This window comes from Hymenobacter sp. (assembly GCF_031398885.1).
Classification (GTDB): domain Bacteria; phylum Bacteroidota; class Bacteroidia; order Cytophagales; family Hymenobacteraceae; genus Hymenobacter.
Genome location: NZ_JANNOD010000047.1, coordinates 47180 through 67370, shown reverse-complemented (window position 1 = coordinate 67370; position 20191 = coordinate 47180). Strand labels below are relative to the sequence as shown.

Annotated in this window: 18 protein-coding genes and 1 pseudogene; 17 read left to right on the top strand and 2 right to left on the bottom strand. The window is 58.4% G+C overall.

Translation table 11 applies throughout. The annotated features are described in order from the left end of the window. Positions 1–737: 737 nt before the first annotated feature. Positions 738–1085 (bottom strand): annotated as a pseudogene (locus RMO51_RS08625) (integrase core domain-containing protein); the annotation flags it as partial. Between the two features lie 481 nt (positions 1086–1566). On the opposite strand from RMO51_RS08625, the gene RMO51_RS08620 reads away from it, so the two are divergent. Next, on the top strand, positions 1567–1944 hold the full coding sequence (locus RMO51_RS08620) for a transposase (RefSeq protein WP_310393833.1): 378 nt from the start codon (positions 1567–1569) through the stop codon (positions 1942–1944). 23 nt (positions 1945–1967) lie between these two features. Next, entirely contained in the window at positions 1968–2372 is a 405-nt protein-coding gene (locus RMO51_RS08615; RefSeq protein WP_310393832.1) for a transposase, read from the top strand. Between the two features lie 228 nt (positions 2373–2600). Here the strand turns inward: RMO51_RS08615 and RMO51_RS08610 are convergent, their stop codons facing one another. Next, positions 2601–3611 (bottom strand): GntR family transcriptional regulator, encoded by a 1011-nt coding sequence (locus RMO51_RS08610; protein ID WP_310393830.1) that lies wholly within the window; start codon positions 3609–3611, stop codon positions 2601–2603. A 155-nt stretch (positions 3612–3766) separates the two neighbouring features. Between RMO51_RS08610 and araA the strand changes: the two genes are divergently transcribed. The 15 genes from araA to RMO51_RS08535 all read left to right on the top strand — a co-directional run bounded on the left by araA (position 3767) and on the right by RMO51_RS08535 (position 20191). Further along, positions 3767–5296 carry an L-arabinose isomerase gene (araA, locus tag RMO51_RS08605; RefSeq protein ID WP_310393829.1) on the top strand — a complete coding sequence of 510 codons (1530 nt, stop codon included), beginning with the start codon at positions 3767–3769 and terminating at the stop codon, positions 5294–5296. Positions 5297–5355: 59 nt separating this feature from the next. Continuing rightward, a complete protein-coding gene (locus RMO51_RS08600) occupies positions 5356–7065 on the top strand; it encodes a ribulokinase (protein ID WP_310393827.1) in 1710 nt (569 codons plus the stop codon). A 12-nt stretch (positions 7066–7077) separates the two neighbouring features. Next, positions 7078–7779, top strand: coding sequence for an L-ribulose-5-phosphate 4-epimerase (locus RMO51_RS08595; protein WP_310393825.1), 702 nt, complete (start codon positions 7078–7080; stop codon positions 7777–7779). A gap of 65 nt (positions 7780–7844) precedes the next feature. After that, positions 7845–9545, top strand: coding sequence for a sodium:solute symporter family transporter (locus tag RMO51_RS08590; RefSeq protein ID WP_310393823.1), 1701 nt, complete (start codon positions 7845–7847; stop codon positions 9543–9545). Between the two features lie 83 nt (positions 9546–9628). Then, entirely contained in the window at positions 9629–9820 is a 192-nt protein-coding gene (locus RMO51_RS08585) for a hypothetical protein (protein WP_310393821.1), read from the top strand. Next, the gene (gene kduD, locus RMO51_RS08580; RefSeq protein WP_310393819.1) at positions 9817–10587 is read left to right on the top strand and encodes a 2-dehydro-3-deoxy-D-gluconate 5-dehydrogenase KduD; all 771 of its coding nucleotides are present in this window, start codon (positions 9817–9819) and stop codon (positions 10585–10587) included. Before RMO51_RS08585 ends, kduD begins: the two co-directional genes overlap by 4 nt. A gap of 604 nt (positions 10588–11191) precedes the next feature. Further along, a complete protein-coding gene (locus RMO51_RS08575; RefSeq protein WP_310393818.1) occupies positions 11192–12718 on the top strand; it encodes a tagaturonate reductase in 1527 nt (508 codons plus the stop codon). Next, positions 12715–14370, top strand: coding sequence for an altronate dehydratase family protein (locus tag RMO51_RS08570; RefSeq protein ID WP_310393816.1), 1656 nt, complete (start codon positions 12715–12717; stop codon positions 14368–14370). Before RMO51_RS08575 ends, RMO51_RS08570 begins: the two co-directional genes overlap by 4 nt. Positions 14371–14432: 62 nt before the next feature. Beyond that, positions 14433–15857 (top strand): glucuronate isomerase, encoded by a 1425-nt coding sequence (gene uxaC, locus RMO51_RS08565; protein WP_310393814.1) that lies wholly within the window; start codon positions 14433–14435, stop codon positions 15855–15857. Positions 15858–16086: 229 nt separating this feature from the next. After that, positions 16087–17097 carry a sugar kinase gene (locus RMO51_RS08560; RefSeq protein WP_310393813.1) on the top strand — a complete coding sequence of 337 codons (1011 nt, stop codon included), beginning with the start codon at positions 16087–16089 and terminating at the stop codon, positions 17095–17097. Positions 17098–17216: 119 nt separating this feature from the next. Then, a complete protein-coding gene (locus RMO51_RS08555; RefSeq protein WP_310393811.1) occupies positions 17217–17870 on the top strand; it encodes a bifunctional 4-hydroxy-2-oxoglutarate aldolase/2-dehydro-3-deoxy-phosphogluconate aldolase in 654 nt (217 codons plus the stop codon). Between the two features lie 87 nt (positions 17871–17957). Beyond that, a complete protein-coding gene (locus RMO51_RS08550) occupies positions 17958–19304 on the top strand; it encodes an MFS transporter (RefSeq protein ID WP_310393809.1) in 1347 nt (448 codons plus the stop codon). 40 nt (positions 19305–19344) lie between these two features. Next, complete coding sequence (locus RMO51_RS08545; RefSeq protein ID WP_310393807.1) at positions 19345–19803, top strand: nuclear transport factor 2 family protein; 459 nt, start codon at positions 19345–19347, stop codon at positions 19801–19803. Positions 19804–19894: 91 nt separating this feature from the next. Beyond that, positions 19895–20053, top strand: coding sequence for a hypothetical protein (locus RMO51_RS08540; protein ID WP_310393805.1), 159 nt, complete (start codon positions 19895–19897; stop codon positions 20051–20053). Positions 20054–20059: 6 nt separating this feature from the next. Next, positions 20060–20191 carry a hypothetical protein gene (locus tag RMO51_RS08535; protein ID WP_310393803.1) on the top strand — a complete coding sequence of 44 codons (132 nt, stop codon included), beginning with the start codon at positions 20060–20062 and terminating at the stop codon, positions 20189–20191.

Below are 20191 nucleotides of genomic sequence, written 5' to 3'. Positions count from 1 at the left end.
TTGTTCCTTGCGCCAGCGCAGCGGCGTGCTGGTGCGCAAAAGTTGCTCGTTCAGCAAATGCTTGAAAATGCACACCGCCCGCATCAAAATCGTCATCGACAACCATAATCGCAGCATCATCCTGAATTAGACCACCACCCCTGGTCTTTACGAAAAAATGCTCAAGGACCTCATGTAGTACTCCTCAAGGGTGTACAGCTTAGGCAGGCTATTTAGTCAACGCCAGGAGTTCCAAATGCACTCACCGGCCCTATCAAAGAAAGACCGCACGGCCAAGCGCTTGCTCACGTCTATCAGCCCAATCCCACATTCAAGCCTTGACCTATCAATAAGCCCCGCCAAATTTTCTAGTCTTTGGGAGTAGTGTTGTAAGCGAGACTTCTAGCCCCTGTTTGGCTGCCTAATTGGACCAAAACCACGTTTTTAGCCCAAAAAAGCTAGATTACTGGGTGGGCGGTCCTAGCTTAGGTATGCTATTTAGTGCAATTTGAAGGCTTGCATCTTATAGCGGCCGGAGGCTGCTGTAGCGCTCTAGGGGTTGACAAGCAATGCTAGTTATGAGAACCCCTGGGTAGGATGCGGGGGTATTGCCATTAGTTTGACATGAGACAGCCATCTGACAGGATTCTCCTGTCCCTTTCAGCTGGTTTTTGGCTTGGTTCAACCTTATCGGCTCAAACAAGCCACATTGCTGAGTGAGCGGCCCTAGCCCCTCTTTTGCATTTAGTGCAATTTGCCTAGTGGCCGATTCGTTGGCTAGAATAGGTAGTAATGCCTATGGTGTATAGTCCCAGCGTGAGGTGGATCGGGTCACGGGTAAAGATAGTCGGGTTCATTTGCCACTGTGCGCAGACAAATTCGTGTGGCGTCAATCCGCGTAGGCGCTTGAGTCGCTTGGCGTGGTTATAGGCCAGCAACAAGGCTTGCAGGTGCTCGTTGAGTTGCGCCGTGGTCTGGTAATGGTAGCGTTGAACGGTGGCGTCCTTGATGGTGCGATTCATCCGCTCGACTTGGCCGTTGGTCCACGGGTCCGCTGGTTTGGTCAGGCGGTGCTCCACCCCAAAGGCCCGGCAGATGCGGGCAAAACTGTATCCGCCCGGAAACCACTGGGGGGCTGCAGCGTGAACTGCACCCACCGTATCCCCAGAGGAGGAGGAATATAACCGGTCTACGGCGGTTTTGGCCGGCGCTTCCGCCAACACATAGCCCAGCGGAACGTGCAGCCCCAAGTGCCCGCCGGCGCGGCGGCCAATAAGGGTCGCTTTTTCATCTACGCCAAATACTAGGTGGTTGAGCACGGCAGGGCCTGGGCCGACACCAAACGTCGCCTGGCCCAGGATTACGACTGCAAAACAAACCATGCCGACGCCTGGCTTATCCCGGCCAATATTCGGAGGCTTGCTCGGTTCCCTTGAACAGAAGCCTCTTAGCGTAGCTTTTCGCTTTTCGCTCCGCTGTAACGATAACCTGACTAGCGGTGGCCTAAACCAGGAAGGCTGCCATGAAATAGCCTCGAATATTAATAAGGGGGTATAGGGTAAAAACATAGGGATTTATCTTTGCGGGATGACTCGCCGCGCTTATTCCACTGATTTGACTGACGAGCAATGGGTTCTGGTGGAGCCTCACGTGCGCACCAGTGGCTATGGCCGGCCGCCCCTGCACCCGAAACGCGAATTGCTCAACGCTATTTTTTATCAGGCCCGGGCTGGCAGCGCCTGGCATCTGCTGCCGCACGATTTGCCGCCCTGGCGCACCGCATACAAACCATTCGAAGCCTGGCGCGAGGACGGCACGTGGGACCGGCTCATGGGTGGGCTACGCCGGGCCGTGCGCCAGCCGCAGCGCGCCGCTGAGCCCACGGCCGGGGCCATTGACACGCAGTCGGTTCGGACGGGCGCTAAAAGGGGGGCTGTCACGGCTACGATGCCGGCAAGCAAGTAGCGGGCCGTAAACGCCACGTGGTCGTGGACACGGAAGGCTTGCCCCTGGCCGTTCAGGTCCAGTCCGCGAGTGTGCAGGACCCCGTCGGCGCCGGACCCGTGCTGGCCGAAGCCAAAGCGCGTGCCCCTGACCTGCAACTGGTCTGGGCCGACGGCCGCTACCAGGGCCCGCTGGTGGCCCACGCCGCCGCCGCTGTCGGCCTGCGCGTGGAAGTGATAAGCAAGCCGCCCGGCCAAAAGGGCTTCACCGTGCTGCCCTGGCGCTGGGTCGTCGAACGCACGTTTGCCTGGCTGGGCAAGTACCGCCGCATGGCGGGCCGCGATTACGAAACCAATCCGCGCAACCGTGAAGCCTGGATTAAAATATCTCTCGGCAACTTAATGATTCGACGAGTGGCCAAACGAACAATATCGAAACCGGACGATTAATTTATCCTACACCCTCTTAGGTCAGCTTTGTGCCTTATTAGTAATATTCAGGCTTCTTCACTTCCAAGTCGGAGGTTTTGCCCTATTTGTTTAACAACACCCAACAATCGAATATTAATTACTTACATCAAAAAATCCCCCCTTACTGAGGCGCTTTTCTTCCTGAGCCCCAGGAGATATAAACTGCTGAATTAGCTTCATCAGCCCCAAATTAGCGGCGCCACCGGCTTAAAGCGACGCTCGCTTAATCAGGGTCGAGGGGTTGTCGAGGTGCTGCCGTTGCCGGCCTAGCACCAATCCGGCTGCGGCGCGGCCCATCGCCGCAAAATCAGTGGAGATGGTGGTGATGCCTTCGGCCACCACTTCTTTCAGCGGCGCGTCGTTGAACGCAATGACGCCTAAGTCGCGACCCAGCAGTAAGTCCGCCTGCCGGGCGGCACGCACCACATGCACTAGGTCGGTATCCTCAATGACTAGGTACGCTTCGCCCTTTTTAATATCTCGGGCAGCTAGGAATTTCACCACGTCATACGCCACGCCGTGGGTGCGGCAGAACCGCTCAAAGCCCGTCACGATTTCCGTCGGGTTCCAGACCACGTCTGGAAACACGAGTACAAGCCGGCGGTAGTGCCGGATGCGGTCCAAGCCCGCCAGCAGGCCCTCGTATACGTCCTGCTCGAAGTGCTGGCACACCGAGGCGAATTGCTGGCCGTACTGCTCCCGACCCACGTCGAGGATGACCAGCTTGTCGGCCGGCAGGCTGCCCACCAGTTCGTGGGTGCGCATGTCGGCCAGCGGCATGATGACATAGTTGGTGTACGATCCGAGGTTGTCGTACACCAAAGTGCGAAACACCTTGGGGTTGCAATGGTGAAAGAAAATATCCACCTGCCCTTGCTCGCCCAGTGCATCCTTGAACGACTGGTAAAGTACCTGCTTAAAACCATTCAGCTCATCAAAGAGCAGGAATACCTTGTGCTGGGGTTTATGCTCCTCACTTGCTACGTAATAGCCCTTGCCAGGCGAGGCCGCGATTATGCCGCGCGACTTCAACTCTTGGTAGGCCGAGAGTGCCGTTTGGCGGGACAGGCCCAACTGGGCGCACAATTCATTGAGAGAAGGCAGGGGCTGGTTAAACCGGAGTTGACCGCTAGCCACTCCCTCCTGCACCGTGCGCACAATCTGCTGGTAGCGGGGCACCGGCGAGACAGGGTCAATGTGAAAAATAACACCACTCATAACGCAAAGATGCTTAAGATTAATACTGGTCATGACTGGTCATGAATTTCTTCTTAATATTGGGCCGTTCTATGCCGCGTTTCTGCAAACCGCTGCTTTCGAAATGAATCAATTTAAGCCAGATTATTCATGAACAAGTGGCAAATTACCCCTCTATGGCACCACTTCCTTATCAAATACTTCTGCCTTTAGCCCGCCGCGAAATCTGGTTCGTGACCGGCAGCCAGCACCTGTATGGCGAAGAAGCCCTGCGTAAGGTAGCAGCGCACGCGCAGGAAATCGCGGCCACCCTGGCAAACGCACCCGCCGTGCCGGTGCGGGTGGTATTTCAGCCGGTGCTCACTGACAGCGAGCAAATTCTGGCCTTGTGCCAGGCCGCTAGTAATGCGTTTGATTGCATCGGCGTAGTGGTCTGGATGCACACGTTTTCGCCCGCTAAGATGTGGATTGCCGGCCTGAAAGTCTTGAGCAAACCATTGTTGCATTTACATACGCAATTCAACCGGGATATTCCCTGGGCCAGCCTCGACATGGACTTTATGAACCTGAATCAGGCCGCCCACGGCGACCGGGAATTTGGATTCATGGCGGCGCGGCTGCGCCTGGCCCGCAAAGTGGTAGTGGGTCACTGGGCCGACCCTGAGGTGCAGGAGCGCATCGGAGTCTGGGTTCGGGCGGCGGCAGGTTGGGCAGCCTTACAGGGCGCGCGCTTCGCCCGTTTCGGCGACAACATGCGCGATGTAGCCGTAACGGAGGGCGACAAGGTAGAGGCGCAGATTAAATTCGGCTATTCCGTGCACGGCTTTGGCCTCGGCGACTTGGTGGCCCATCGTAACCAAGTCAGCGATGAAGCCGTTGGCGAGTTACTGGCCGAATATGGCCGTTGTTACGACCTCGCCGCGGGACTACAATCTGGTGGAGCGCAACGCGATTCTCTCGCGACGGAAGCCCGCACTGAATTGGGTCTGCGTAGCTTTTTAGAGGCCGGCAATTTTCAGGGCTTCACCACCACGTTTGAGGATTTGCACGGGCTGCCCCAGCTTCCCGGGCTGGCCGTGCAGCGCCTGATGGCTGCCGGCTACGGCTTCGGGGCCGAAGGCGACTGGAAAGTAGCCGCCCTGGGATATGCCCTCAAGGTGATGAGTCAGGGGCTGCCAGGTGGCGCTTCGTTCATGGAGGACTATACCTACCACTTAGCACCCGGCCAAATGGCCGTGCTTGGTGCCCACATGCTGGAGATTGACGAGAGCCTCGCCGCCAGCCGGCCGCGCTGCGAGGTGCATCCGCTGAGCATCGGCGGCAAGGCCGACCCTGTGCGATTGGTGTTTGACGTGGCCCCCGGCCCTGCCTTAAACGCTTCGCTGATTGATATGGGCAACCGCTTTCGTTTGCTGGTCAACGAGGTGGATGCCATTGCCCTGCCCGAGCCGCTGCCCCGGCTGCCCGTAGCCCGCGCGCTGTGGGTGCCTCGGCCCGACCTAAAAACTGCCGCTGGAGCCTGGATTCTAGCTGGAGGTGCGCATCACACCGTCTTCACCCAGGCTTTGACGGCCGAATACCTGGCTGACTTCGCCGAGATGGCTGGCGTGGAGTACGTCGCCATCGATGCCGATACCCGCTTGCCCCGCTTCCGGCAGGAACTACGCTGGAGCGAGGTTCACTATCACTTGGCCCAAGGCTTCTAGCCCCGCCGCCGCTATATGTTTTTACCCTTTGTATTTGCCACTTTTTTGCCCGACTCCTCATGCAAACGATTGCCGATTGCGCCACTGAAGCCCTGCCGCCTTTGGTAATGGGCGTGGATTTTGGGACGGACTCGGTGCGGGTGCTAGTGGTAAATGCTCACACCGGGCAAGAGCTGAGCCATGCCGTGTGTGAGCTGGCGCGCTGGCAAGCCGGCTATTACTGCAACCCGGAGGCTTCGCAGTTTCGCCAGCACCCGCTTGACCACCTCGAAAGCCTGGAGCAGGCCGCCCAGCAGGCCCTAGCCGCCTTGCCGGCGGGGGCTGCGAGCCGGGTGCGCGGCATGTCTGTGGATACAACTGGCTCAACGGCCGGCCCCGTGGACGAGCAGGGCACCCTGCTGGCTTTGCGGCCCGAATTTGCCGACAACCCGCATGCCATGTTCACCATGTGGAAGGACCACACGGCCAACGCCGAGGCCGCCGAAATCACGGCCCTAGCCCGCCGCTGGTCCGTGGACTATACCAAGTATGTGGGCGGCATCTATTCCTCGGAGTGGTTCTGGGCCAAGATTATGCACACGGTGCGGGTAGATGAGTCGGTGGCTGCCGCCGCCTTCTCGTGGGTCGAGCACTGCGACTGGATTTCAGCCCAACTCACCGGCAACCCCGACCCGCTTACGCTGCGGCGCTCCCGCTGCGCCGCCGGCCACAAGGCCATGTGGCACGAGGAGTTCGACGGACTGCCCTCACAGGAGTTTCTGACCACGCTCGACCCTAGGCTTATTGGACTGCGCGCCCGCCTTTATCAGGATACTTATACGGCCGACCAGGCAATGGGTGTCATCTCCGCCGAGTGGGCCGCTCGGCTGGGCTTGCCGGCCGACGTAGTGATTGGAGTGGGGGCCTATGACGCCCATATGGGGGCCGTGGGGGCCAACATCCAGCCCTACACCCTAGTGAAAGTAACCGGCACCTCTACCTGCGACATTCTCACGGCCCCGGCCGGCGACGTAGGCGGACGGGCGGTGTGCGGCATCTGCGGGCAGGTCGATGGCTCTGTGGTCCCTGGCCTGCTGGGACTCGAAGCTGGGCAGTCAGCCTTCGGCGACCTCTACGCCTGGTTGCGGCGCCTGGTGTTGGCGCCCGTCACAGAATTGCTGGAAGCCCAGGGCTTGGGCGCCATGGCCGCGCAGCTGCACGAGAAGCTACTGCCCCACTTAAGCGAAGTAGCCCGCAGGCGCTCCATTACCGCCCACGACCCCGTGGCGCTGGACTGGGTAAACGGGCGCCGCACCCCGGATGCCAATCACGAGCTGCAGGCCGCCCTCACGGGTCTGCACCTGGGTACCGACGCAGCCGGCGTGTTCAAGGCGCTGGTGGAGGCCACCGCCTTCGGCAGCCGCCGTATCGTGGAGCGGTTTGCCGAAGAGGGCATACGCATTCAGGCCGTGGTGGCCATCGGCGGGGTAGCGCGCAAGTCGGCGTTTGCCATGCAGACGCTGGCCGACGTGCTTAACGTGCCCCTGCGAGTGGCCGCCTCCGACCAGTGCTGCGCGTTGGGGGCGGCCATCTGCGCGGCGGCGGTGGCCGGGGTATATGCTGACATTCCGGCGGCCCAGCGGGCGCTGGCCTCGGGCACCGACATGGAGTTTTTGCCTCGCCCGGCCGTGGCCGCCGTGTACGACCAGTTGTATGCCCGCTACCTGGCCTTAGGCAGCTTTATCGAAAACGTGGGAATCCTTCCTCCTGCGCCCGCGCTCCTCGCCTAAACGCCACTACCCATGAGCCGTTACCAAACCCTGCGCGAGCAGGTGTACGAATCCAACCTGGAGCTGCCCCGGCGGGGGTTGGTGCTCTACACCTTCGGCAATGTGAGCGGCATTGACCGAGAGGCCGGCGTGGTGGCTATCAAACCCAGCGGTGTACCCTACGAAACGCTTCGCCCCGAAGACATTGTGCTGGTAGATTTGGAAAATCAGGTAGTGGAGGGCACTAGGCGTCCCTCGTCAGACACCAAAACCCACCTGCTGCTCTACCGCAATTTTACTGCCATCGGCGGCATCTGCCATACGCACTCCACCCACGCAGTGGCCTGGGCGCAGGCGCAACTGCCTTTGCCCCTGCTGGGAACTACCCACGCCGACCATCTCACCACCACCGTGCCCTGCACCGCCCCGATGACAGAAGCCATGATTCGGGGCGACTACGAGCTGGAAACGGGCCAGCAGATTCTGGACGTGTTCCGGGAGCAACGCCTCTCGCCGGCTGAAGTCGAAATGGTGCTCGTGGCCAGCCACGGCCCCTTCACCTGGGGCCGCGACGCGGCCAAGGCCGTGTACAACGCGGCCGTGCTTGAAGAGTTGGCCCACATGGCTTGGCTTACGCTGCAAATCAACCCCGCCGCGCCGCCGCTATCAGACGCGCTCATTTCCAAGCACTACCTGCGCAAGCACGGTAAGGATTCCTACTACGGCCAGCCATAACTTCCCAACTGCCGGACGCTGGTGCCGGCCACTTCTAATCTTGTGCCTCCCGTCGGCCTTTTTTTATGCGCAACCCGCTTACGACGCTTGACCTTGCGGTGTTCTTCTTCTACCTCATTGGCGTATCAGCTTATGGGTACTACATCTACCGGAGCAAGCAGCAGGCCGAGCAAACCACGAAAGACTACTTTCTCGCCGAAGGCTCTCTGACGTGGTGGGCCATCGGCGCGTCCATGATTGCCTCCAACATCTCGGCCGAACAGTTCATCGGCATGTCGGGCTCTGGCTTCAAGGTGGGTGTGGCGGTGGCGGCGTATGAGTGGGTGGCCGCCATCGTGCTCATCATCGTGGCGGTGTTCTTCATGCCCGTGTTTCTGAAGGAGAAGATTTTCACGATGCCGCAGTTTCTGGAGCAGCGCTACAACTCTACGTTGAGCCTAATAATGAGCGTCTTCTGGCTCTTTCTCTACGTGCTGGTCAACCTCACGTCCATTCTATATCTCGGCGCGTTGGCCCTGAGTAACTTGGTGGGCGGCGACTCATTCCACGTCATCATCGTGCTGCTGGCCTTGTTCGCGCTGCTTATTTCCGTCGGCGGCATGAAGGTGGTGGGATACACCGACGTGGTGCAGGTGGTGGTTCTGGTAGTGGGCGGCTTGGTCACGACCTATATTGCCCTCCAACTAGTGAGCACCAAGTTCGGCCTCGGCGGCGGCGCCCTGACTGGCTTCAATGCCCTGATGGAAAAGGCACCCGACCACTTCCACATGATTTTTCCCAAGCCCACGGCCACCACGACGCAGGTGGAAATCGATAAATATTTATCCCTGCCCGGCATCGCCATGTACCTGGCCGGGCAGTGGATTGTGAACCTAAACTACTGGGGCTGCAACCAGTACATCACGCAAAGAGCACTTGGAGCGGATTTGCACACGGCCCGCACCGGCATCCTGTTCGCCGGCATTCTCAAGCTGATGATGCCCGTGATTGTGATGCTGCCCGGCATTGCCGCCTATGTGCTCTACCAAAACGGTAGTCTGCAGGCCGAAATGTCCTCGACCGGCGCCTTTAACTCCGATAACGCCTACTCGGCGATTCTGACTTTCCTGCCCAATGGCCTCAAGGGATTGAGCATGGCCGCCCTCACGGCGGCCATTGTGGCCTCGCTGGCCGGCAAGGTGAACTCGGTTTCGACCATCTACACCCTCGACATCTACAAGCGCTACTTGGCGCCCGAGGCCACCGAGAAAAAGCAGGTCTGGGTAGGGCGCCTCACCATCGTGGCGGCCATTGTCATCAGCATCGGCCTGACGTGGCAGGACGCATTGGGCATTGGCGGTGAGGGCGGCTTTCAGTTTATCCAGAAGTACACCGGCTTCATCTCGCCCGGCATCCTAGCCATCTTCCTGCTAGGCATGTTCTGGAAGCGCACTACCGCCACGGCGGCCATTGTGGGTGTGCTGGCCGGCTTCGCCATGTCTGTATTCTTCAACGAGTACGCGCCGAGTGTATTGGGCAACGAAACCCTGCTCTACACGGCTTACCCCAATGGCAAGGGCGGACTTGAAATTCCCTTCTTGATTTGTATGGGCCTCTCATTCATGTTCACCGTCATTCTGATGGTATCCATCAGTCTGACTGCTCCGGCCATCAGCAGCCGCGCCATCGATCTAAAGCCCGGCCTGTTCAGGGTGAGCCGGCAGACGCTGACACTCATCGTCATCACACTGCTGCTCATTACGGCGCTGTACACGAAGTTCTGGTAGCCGCAATGGGATTTCGGCGGACCGGCATGTTTACTGGGATAGCAGCACCTGTCTTGTGTTTAAACCTCTCTAATATAAGACACATGCTTCTGCTTCGCAGCCAATTACATGAACTAAAAATGCATCAGATGGTCAAGGATATCACCCTCTTCAGCAATGAACCGGTAACGTGCTTTGTTTTTCCCATCAGCCTTTTAACCTTGGTAGAGAAGGCGGATAATAAAGCTAAGCGAGCCGAAGCAATCGGAAATTTATCAAATAGAGCCGAAAAATGAGTGTTCCCTCGTCGTTTAATTTGGCTGGCAAGTGTGCCCTCGTTACGGGGTGCAACAAGGGTATCGGACAGGCCATGGCTCTGGGGCTGGCGGCAGCAGGTGCTGATATCATTGGCGTATCGGCGTCGCTGCTGCTAAGCGGTAGCGAAACGGAGCAACAAATACGGGCGTTAGGCCGTCAGTTTCATGCCTATCAAGCTGATTTTAGTGAACGTGAGCAGGTGGATGCATTTATTAGTCAAGTGCAGCAGGACTTTTCGCGCATTGACATTCTAATTAATAATGCCGGTACTATCCGCCGTCAACCCGCCGCCGAGCACTCGGACAAGTTTTGGGACGAAGTGCTAACGGTTAACCTCGATACACCCTTTCGACTGGCCCGCGCCATTGGGGGGCAAATGCTGGCCCAGGGTAATGGTAAAATTATCTTCACGGCTTCTCTGCTTACTTTCCAGGGCGGCGTGATGGTGCCGGGCTACGCGGCCAGCAAGGGGGCCATCGGCTCGTTGGTGAAGGCCCTGGCCAACGAATGGGCTGGCCGTGGGGTGAATGTAAATGCTATTGCTCCTGGTTACATCGCCACCGATAACACCGAGGCGCTGCGTAATGACCCTGAACGTTCGCTAAGCATCTTAAGCCGCATCCCGGCCGGTCGCTGGGGTCGCCCCGAGGACTTTCAAGGCCCGGCCGTATTCCTTGCATCTTCAGCCGCTGACTACGTACATGGTACTATTCTCACGGTCGATGGCGGCTGGATGGGACGCTAACTCATTGCTGCTTTTTACTCTCCATGCAACAAGTATATGCCAGCAATTCGCAAAAAGCAGCGGCTTTCACCATCGCCGAGTTACGGGAAAGTTTTCTGATTGACCCGTTGTGTATACTTGGCCAAATCGAACTGGTGTATCCCACTACTACCGCCTGCTAGTGGGGCAGCACGAGAGTAAGTAAGAGCAGAAAACTTCGTTAGACCAGTATAGTAAGCGGAGCAATGTCCGGCGTGAAACCTCTAAACTTAACCTGCCTCAACGAACTGAACGCCGACTGTTATTTGGAGCTTCGGGAGCTGAGCGTCTTCAACGTCAGGGGCATTGGCTGAATAAATATCGACGGTACTTGAACTGATAGGTTAAGTCTTTGGGGTATTAATTGCTTATTCACCCTCTTCCGCAGCTTCCGTGGGCTAGCAACCTGTTGCCCATATGACCATTTAATGTATCAATTCTGGTAAATACCGACCAGCTCCTTTACGTAAGCCGCAGCAGGGTGAAAAAATTGGCTTTGGCCAAAATTGAGCGTGAGCGGCCGGCCTGGCACTATTGCAAGTGGCAGCAGAAAAGGCCTGTCCCCAACCCGAAATCATAAGCAGTTGTGAAAAACTTATCCCGCGCCGTGGCCCTTACTGCAACAACTGCCCTGGTCCTTCGGCCTACGGCCGCCTTGTTGGAATTACCAGAAAAAGTGCTGCAATTCGGTACTGGCGTCCTGCTGCGCGGCCTGCCCGACTACTTGATTGATAAAGCTAACCGCCAGGGTATATTCAATGGCCGCATAGTGGTCGTGAAGTCCACCGACGGGGGCGACTTGAGCGCTTTCGAGCGCCAGGATAATCTATACACACTCGGCATCCGGGGCGTGGCGGACGGGCATCCGGTAGAAGAAAACGTGGTGTGCGCCAGTATCAGTCAGGTGTTATCGGCCGATAGCCAGTGGGCTGAGGTGTTGGCCTGCGCCCGCAATCCTGAGCTGCGAGTGGTTATTTCCAACACCACTGAAGTCGGCATTGAGCTAATACCCGACGACGTGCGGCAAGCGCCGCCCCGGTCATTTCCGGGTAAGTTACTGGCAGTGTTGTACGCTCGTTTTCAGGCGTTTAATGGCGACAAAACCAAAGGCTTGGTTATCGTACCCACCGAGCTTATTCCCAATAATGGCCGCAAATTGGAAGCCATTTTATTAGAACTGGCCTACCGCAACGACCTGGAAAGTGAGTTTATCGAGTGGCTGGGAACGGCCAATGCCTGCTGCAACTCTTTGGTAGACCGCATCGTGCCCGGCCGCCCCACCGAAGAGGCCTACTACGCCCTAACCACCCAGCTCGGCTACCAGGATGAACTGTTGACGATGGCCGAAGCGTACTTGCTCTGGGCCATCGAGGGCAACGAGCGAGTAAAAGCGGTACTGTCGTTTCACCGGACCGATTCGGGCGTGATTATCCAACCCGATATTGACCTATTTCGGGAGCTAAAGCTGCGCCTGCTCAACGGCACTCATACGCTGAGCTGCGGCTTGGCTTTCCTGAGTGGCTGCGCCACCGTGCGCGAGGCAATGGACAATGCCTTGGTAGCGGGCTTTATTCAAAGCTTGCTTAATGAGCTGCGGCTGGGCATTCCCTACCCAGTGGATGAGGAAACAGGGCGGCGCTTCGGCTCCCAGGTGCTGGACCGCCTTCGCAACCCCGCTATCGAGCACCGCTGGCTGACTATCACGGCGCAGTGCTCGCTGAAAATGCGGTTACGCAACGTGCCCACGCTGCGGCACTACTCCGACCGCTTCGGCACCGCGCCGCCCGGCATGGCGCTAGGCTTTGCGGCCTATCTGCTGTTTATGCGCGGTACGCGGCAGCAGGGCAAAGAGTGGTACGGCACGGCCCACACCACCGAGTATACCATTCAGGATGAGCAGGCTGGCTACTTCGCCGGGCTGTGGTCGAGTGGCCTGAATACAGCCGATTTGACCACTGCCGTCTTGCAAAACCAAGCACTCTGGGGCCACGACCTCAGCCAACTGCCGGGCTTTGCGGCGAGCGTGAGCGACTACCTCCAACAGCTGCTGGAAACCGGCGTGGCGGCTACCGTGGGGGGATATTTAACGAGAGCAACAACCTCAGCCAGATGAAGCATCAGGTAGCCAAAATTCACCCCGCCGATAACGTACTGGTGGCACTGGTTGACTTGCGTGCCGGGACGCCCGTGCCCTGGAACGGTGCGACGCTGACCACCACAGCCCGCATTCCGGCCAAGCACAAGCTGGCCACCCGCGCCTTTGAGCCCGGCGACTTGGTGACCATGTACGGGGTACTGGTGGGCAAAGTTCGCCAGGCCATTCCGGCCGGCGGCCTACTCACAACCAGCAACATCCAACCTGCTACCGACACCTACGACGAAGCGCGGCACCAGAAAACTACCTGGGTCGCCCCCGATGTGAGCTGCTGGCAGGAGCGCACTTTTCAGGGCTACCACCGCTCTGACGGGCGGGTGGGTACGGCCAACTACTGGCTGGTTATCCCGTTGGTTTTCTGCGAGAACCGAAACGTGCAGGTATTAGAAGAAGCCCTGGTAAACGAGCTCGGCTACGCCCGCCGCAAAAGCTACCAGCCCCAGACCCAAGCCCTGATTCAGCTGTTGCGGGCGGGTAAGTCGGTGGAAGAGATTTTGCAAACCGACCTGCACTCGGCCGAAAACGTCCTCCCTAGAGCTGCCCGCCTGTTTCCCAACGTGGATGGCATTCGGTTTCTGAGCCACGAGGGCGGCTGCGGTGGCATCCGCCAAGACGCGCAGACGCTCTGCGGCCTGCTGGCCGGCTACATCACCCACCCCAACGTAGCCGGCGCGACGGTGCTTAGTCTGGGTTGCCAGAACGCCCAGGTGACGCTGCTCCAGGATGAAATAAATAAGCGCAGCCCCAACTTTGACAAGCCGTTATTCATTCTGGAGCAGCAGAAAATTGGAACCGAGGAGACGCTCATCAGCACGGCCCTGCGCCAGACGTTTGCCGGGCTGATGCAGGCCAACCAAGTGCGGCGCCAGCCCGCGCCGTTGAGCAGGCTCTGCCTCGGGCTAGAATGCGGCGGCTCCGACGGGTTTTCCGGTATTTCGGCCAATCCCGCCGTGGGCTACGTCTCGGATTTACTGGTAGCTCTGGGCGGCTCGGTGATTCTATCCGAATTTCCCGAATTGTGCGGCGTGGAGCAGGAATTGGTAGACCGAAGTGTGGATACGGTCACGGCCGAGCGGTTTAGCTCCTTGATGAAAGCTTATGGCGAGAGCGCCGTAGCCGCCGGCTCAGGCTTCGACATGAATCCTTCGCCCGGCAATATTCGCGACGGCCTGATTACTGACGCCATGAAGTCGGCCGGCGCGGCGCGGAAGGGCGGCAGCTCGCCCGTCGTGGCCGTGCTTGACTACCCGGAGCCCGTGACCAAGCCCGGCCTTAACCTGCTCTGCACCCCCGGCAACGACGTCGAATCCACCACGGCCGAGGTCGGCTCCGGGGCCACGGTAGTCTTGTTCACGACCGGCCTGGGCACGCCCACCGGCAACCCCATCGCCCCGGTCGTCAAGATTTCCTCCAACACCGCTTTGGCCCAGCGCATGCCCGACATTATCGACCTGAATACCGGCACAGTCATCGACGGCGAGGAAACCATTGAGCAGGCCGGGGAGCGAATTTTGGACTATGTGATTCAGGTCGCTAGTGGGGCAGAAGTGGCTGCCGTGCGCCACGGCCAAACGGATTTTATCCCGTGGAAACGGGGGGTATCATTGTGAAGGGAAACAACAATGAGCCTTATCCCCAAGCCCCGCCAGAACAAAAAGCTAAAACTTTCGCTATGAAAATCCCTTTTCTCAACGATAACTTCCTGCTGCAAACAGCCACCGCCCGGCAACTCTACCACGAGTACGCGGCGGCGATGCCCATAATAGACTACCACTGCCACCTGCCGCCCAACCAGATTGCCGAGGACCGGCAGTTTGACAACATCACGCAGGCGTGGCTTTCCGGCGACCATTACAAGTGGCGCGCCATGCGCACCAACGGCGTGTCCGAACGCTACATCACCGGCGACGCTTCGGATTGGGAAAAGTTTGAGCAATGGGCTGAAACCGTGCCCCAGACCGTGCGCAATCCCCTCTATCACTGGACGCACCTGGAGCTGCAGCGCTACTTTGGCGTAACGGAGTTGCTCAACGCCGGCAGTGCCCGCCGCATCTACGAGCAATGCAACGCGCTGCTCCGGACGCCTGAGTACTCGGTGCGGAATCTGCTGCGCAAGATGAACGTGGAGACGCTCTGCACCACCGACGACCCGGCCGACTCTTTGGACCATCACCGCACCCTGGCCGCCAGTGGGTTTGAAGTACAGATTCTGCCCACTTTCCGGCCCGATAAGGCAATGGCGGTGGAGAAGGCAGCCGCCTATAATCAGTACCTGGATGAGCTTGGCGTGGCCGCCGGCGTGACTATTCAGACTTACGACGACCTGCTCGCCACCCTGCGCCAGCGCCATGATTTCTTTCACGCCCAAGGCTGCCGGCTCTCCGACCACGGTCTGGAACGCCTGTCATCGGCCGACTTTACGTCTGAGCAGGTCACGGCCGCGTTTGACAAAGTACGGAGCGGTCGAGAACTGAGCCAAGCCGAGGCCGAGGCGCTGAAGTCAAGTCTGCTGCTGGATCTGGCCCGCCTGGACCACGCCCGCGGCTGGACCCAGCAGTTTCACTTGGGCGCTTTACGCAACAATAACTCCCGGATGCTGCGTCAGCTCGGTCCAGACACGGGCTGGGACAGCATCGGCGACTTCGCGCAGAGCCGCCACCTGGCCCTTTTCCTCGACCGCCTCGACTCGTCGGATCAACTGGGCAAAACCATTCTTTACAACCTTAACCCCGCCGACAACGAAGTGCTGGCCACGATGGTAGGTAATTTCAACGACGGCTCAGTAGCAGGCAAGGTGCAGTGGGGCTCTGGCTGGTGGTTTCTGGATCAGAAAGACGGTATAGAGAAGCAGCTCAACACGCTGTCTAACATGAGTTTAATCAGCCAATTCGTAGGAATGCTCACCGATTCACGCAGCTTTCTGTCCTACCCGCGCCACGAGTACTTCCGGCGCGTACTCTGCAACCTGTTTGGCAGCGACATAGAAAACGGCGAACTGCCCGACGAGCTGGCACTGCTGGGGGGTATTATTCAAAATATCTGCTATCACAACGCGAAAGCATATTTTAATTTTTGCGGCTGTGTCAGCCCCACGTAACTCCATGCCCCTGCTTGGAGGCCGTAGCGTAATAGTAGCAATAAGCTTCCGCTTCGCGTGTCGTTTTTTAGTGAATAACATCGTAAATTCCCCCGCCACCCTCACTACATCCATTGTCCTACGGTTCGACAAGGTGCAAAGCGGAAGCTTCGGGTTACTAACAACGACCGCAACAATTTCATACTGAAGGATAGAAGCAAAGCTGGAGCTTGAGGTTATACCCAACCAAATGAAACAAGTCGTCACCTTCGGGGAAATTATGATGCGCCTCTCTCCGCCGCGCCACCAGCGGCTCACCCAGGCAGCCAGTTTCGAGGTGAATTACGGTGGGGGCGAGGCCAACGTGGGCGCGGCTCTGGCCGGACTAGGCGTGCCGGCCGCGCACGTTACTTGCCTTCCGGCCGGTGAGCTAGGGCAGGCCGCGGCCCAAAGCTTCCAACGCCTGGGCGTGGATATGCGCCACGCGGTATTCGCGCCCGGCCGGCGACTGGGCTTGTACTTTCTGGAAACCGGTGCCTCGCTGCGGGCCAGCAGGGTGGTATACGACCGGATAGACTCGGCCTTTGCTCACCTCGACCCAGCCGCCTTTGATTGGGATGATATCCTGAAAAACGCACAATGGCTGCACTGGACGGGCATCTCGCCCGCTGTTTCGGCCGCCGCTGCTCAGGCTCTGCGCGACGGTATCCGGGCGGCCCGCCGCCTGGGCCTCACCGTGTCGGCCGACGTGAACTACCGCCGCAACCTCTGGCAGTACGGCCGGCGCGCTCAGGAGATAATGCCGGATTTGGTGGCCGACTGCGACGTAGTGGTGTGTTCCGAAAACGACGCCGACGACTTGTTTGGAATCCGGCCGGCGGCCGCGGCGGAGAATCACTTCGCTTCTGTAGCCAACCAATTGATGACCCGCTTTCCCCAGATAAAACAGGTGCTCAGCACCCGCCGCAAAACCCAGAGCGCCTCCCACGAGTGCATTAAAGGCCAACTCTACGACGGCACTTATCTAGAAACATCCATTTACGACATCACGCCCGTGGTAGACCGTATCGGTGGGGGCGATGCTTTTTTAGGGGGGTTTATTTACGGCTCGTTGCATTACGCTACGCCCCGAGAGGCGCTGCACTTCGCCATTGTCGCCTCAGCCCTCAAGCACACCATTCCCGGCGACGTAAATCTTATAACGGTAGCCGAAGTGGAGCACGTCCTGCAAGGCGACACCACCGGCCGGTTGGTGCGATGAAGTCTATTGTTAATTGACACTGAGTAATTGACACTCGTTCTCACCCTCTGCCTGTTCTGCCTGGAAACAAGCCTTTATTCAACGTTAGTTGCTCAGTGTTAATTGTTAAGTGAACAAATATGCGTTTCCCCTCCGCTCACATGCTAACAGCCGTGCTACGCTACCCGGTGGTGCCGGTGTTTTACCACGCCGATGCGGCTTATGTCCGGCACCTTCTGCAGACTTGCTACGCGGGTGGGGTGCGGGTGTTTGAGTTTACGAATCGAGGCGAAAATGCCTTCCAGGTCTTCGCCGAGTTGGCGACTTTCGTGCGTGACTCTTGCCCGGAGCTCATGTTGGGCATTGGCACGATTTACCAGGCGGAGGAGGCGGAGCGCTTCATCGCGGCTGGGGCCGATTTCGTGGTGCAGCCCGTCACGACGGACGCCGTGGGGAGCGTTTGCCGCCGTAACGACGTGGCCTGGGTGCCAGGCGCGATGACCTTGAACGAGATTTACCAGGCCAGTCGGCTCGGCGCGGCTTTGGTGAAAGTATTTCCCGGCAACGCGCTGGGGGCGGGCTATATTAAAAGCCTGCGCGGCCCGCTGCCCGACGTGAAGCTGATGGTGACGGGCGGCGTGGAACCGACCCGCGAGAGCCTGTCCGAGTGGTTTGGAGCCGGCGTGAACGTAGTCGGTATTGGTTCGCAGCTTTTCAAAAACGCGGATGATACTGAGGCTTTGAGTCGACAGATTATTGATTTAATGGCGTTTGTAAATACTCTGAAAACCTAATTCTTACACTGTCCTGCGTGGGGTTCGCGTCGCTGCTTTGGCCCCAGAGTACGAGTATCGCCCTGACCTTAACTCCCGCACCCAATAATGCTACCCTCCCGAACCCACGCGCCGCCCGTGCCTTCTCCCGACTTATCCATCGTGGGCAAGTACCGCTGGACTATCTGTGCCCTGGTGTTTTTTGCCACCACGGTCAATTACCTTGACCGTGCGGTCATCGCCCTGCTTAAGCCTTACCTAGAAACCGAGTTTCGCTGGAACGCGGGTGACTATGCTAACATCGAAATCGCCTTTAAAGTGGCCTACTCGCTGGGAATGCTGGGTGCGGGCCGCGTCATCGATACGTTGGGCACGAAGTTGGGCTATGCGTTGGCTACTTTTTTGTGGAGCCTGGCGGCGATGGGCCACGCTTTGGTGAGTAGCACACTGGGGTTCAGCGTAGCGCGGGCCTTTCTAGGGGCAACGGAAGCGGGCAACTTTCCGGCGGCCATCAAGGCAACGGCCGAGTGGTTTCCGCAACGGGAGCGGGCTTTGGCGACGGGTATTTTCAACTCTGGCTCCAACGTTGGAGCTATTATTGCCCCACTCACCGTGCCGCTGATTGCCGAAACTATCGGCTGGCAGTGGGCCTTTATTATCACGGGGGCGCTGGGGTTCGTGTGGCTGCTGCTGTGGTTAAAATACTACGAAGTGCCCGCCCGGCAGGCCCGCCTGACCAAAGCCGAGTTCGAATACATTCACAGTGACGTGGACGAGATGGCGGCCCCCATCGAAACCCAGTCAAAGGTTTCCTGGTTTCGCCTACTCACGTTTCGCCAGACCTGGGCCTTCGTGGTGGGCAAGTTCCTGACCGACCCTATTTGGTGGTTTTATTTATTCTGGCTGCCCGATTTTTTGAACAAGCAATACGACCTAACGGGCACCGCCGTTGCCCTGCCGGTAGCGACGGTCTACGTGCTGTCGAGCATCGGCAGCGTGGGGGGCGGCTGGATTCCGCTAAACTTTATCCGCAAAGGCTTGTCCGCCTTCCGCGCCCGCAAGACTTCTATGCTGCTCATCGCGCTGGGCGTGTTCCCAATTGTATTCGCCCAGCAGTTGGGGCAAATCAATATGTGGCTGGCCGTGTTGGTGATTGGTCTGGCGGCGGCCGCTCACCAAGCCTGGAGTGCTAACATTTTCACCACCGTTTCGGATATGTTTCCGAAGCGGGCGGTGGCTTCCGTGACGGGCATCGGCGGCATGGCCGGCGGATTAGGGGGCATTCTACTCTCGGCTCTGGTGCAAAAGCGGATGTTTGTGTACTACGAAAGTATTAATCAACTGGAAACTGCTTACTTTATCATGTTCTGGATATGCGGCGGGGCCTACTTGCTGGCCTGGGTGTTCATGCACCTGCTAGTCCCGCGCATGAAGCAGATTAGCCTCGAACGCTAATAATTGGTGCTGGTAATTGCCCGGCTCTGGGCCTTCTTTTATGAAAAAGCATTTCCTAGTACTTACGATCTTACTGTTGCTGCCGGCGCTTACTTTCGCCCAAACCAAGCTAGACATGGTCGCCATTCAGGAAGTTGAAGTTTTAGAGCGCCAGCGCTTTGCGGCTCAAGTAGCGAAAGACTATACTTTTTTGGGGAAAGTCTTCGCCGATGATTTAGTATATATCCACGCCAGCGGCCATCAAGATACTAAAACCAGCTACCTCCAAAGCATCCGCGACGGCAAAAGCCAGTATGATAAAATTGATGTGGAGGCACTGAACGTGCGCCTCTATAACGACGACCGTGCCGCCGTAGTAAATGGCACCGTCGTCATCACCTCGCCCGCCAAAGCCGATGGGCGGCCTAGTCTGGCTCGCCTCAAGTATGCGGTGATCCACATAAAGGTCCCCCGCCACGGCTGGCAGGTTGTGCTTTGGCAGGCGCAGAAGCAGCTTTAGAGGCAGGGTGAGATGGCGGTTTCGGGATTATTGTCAAACTTGAGATGGTCGGCAAAATCTGGACAGTTTAGGGCAGTATCTTTCCTTTGTCATGAACGACACGCCAAAACCTGACAAACGGCGCAAATATGATGCGGCCTTCCGCGCCGAAGGCTTGCGTCTGGCCGCACAAAGCCGCTTGGTCCAAGCGGCCGTCCGGGCGCTGAACATCGGCCCGAAACGCATCTACCAGTGGCAGAAAGCGGCCTAATCGCCGGTGGGGGCCGCCTTGGGCGCGGCGCTGGACCCGGCCACGGCCACGGAGCTGCGTCAGTTGCGGGCCCTAGCCCGGCGGCAGGCGCAGGAACTGGAGATTTTAAAAAAAGCCATTGCCAGTTGCCTGCTATAA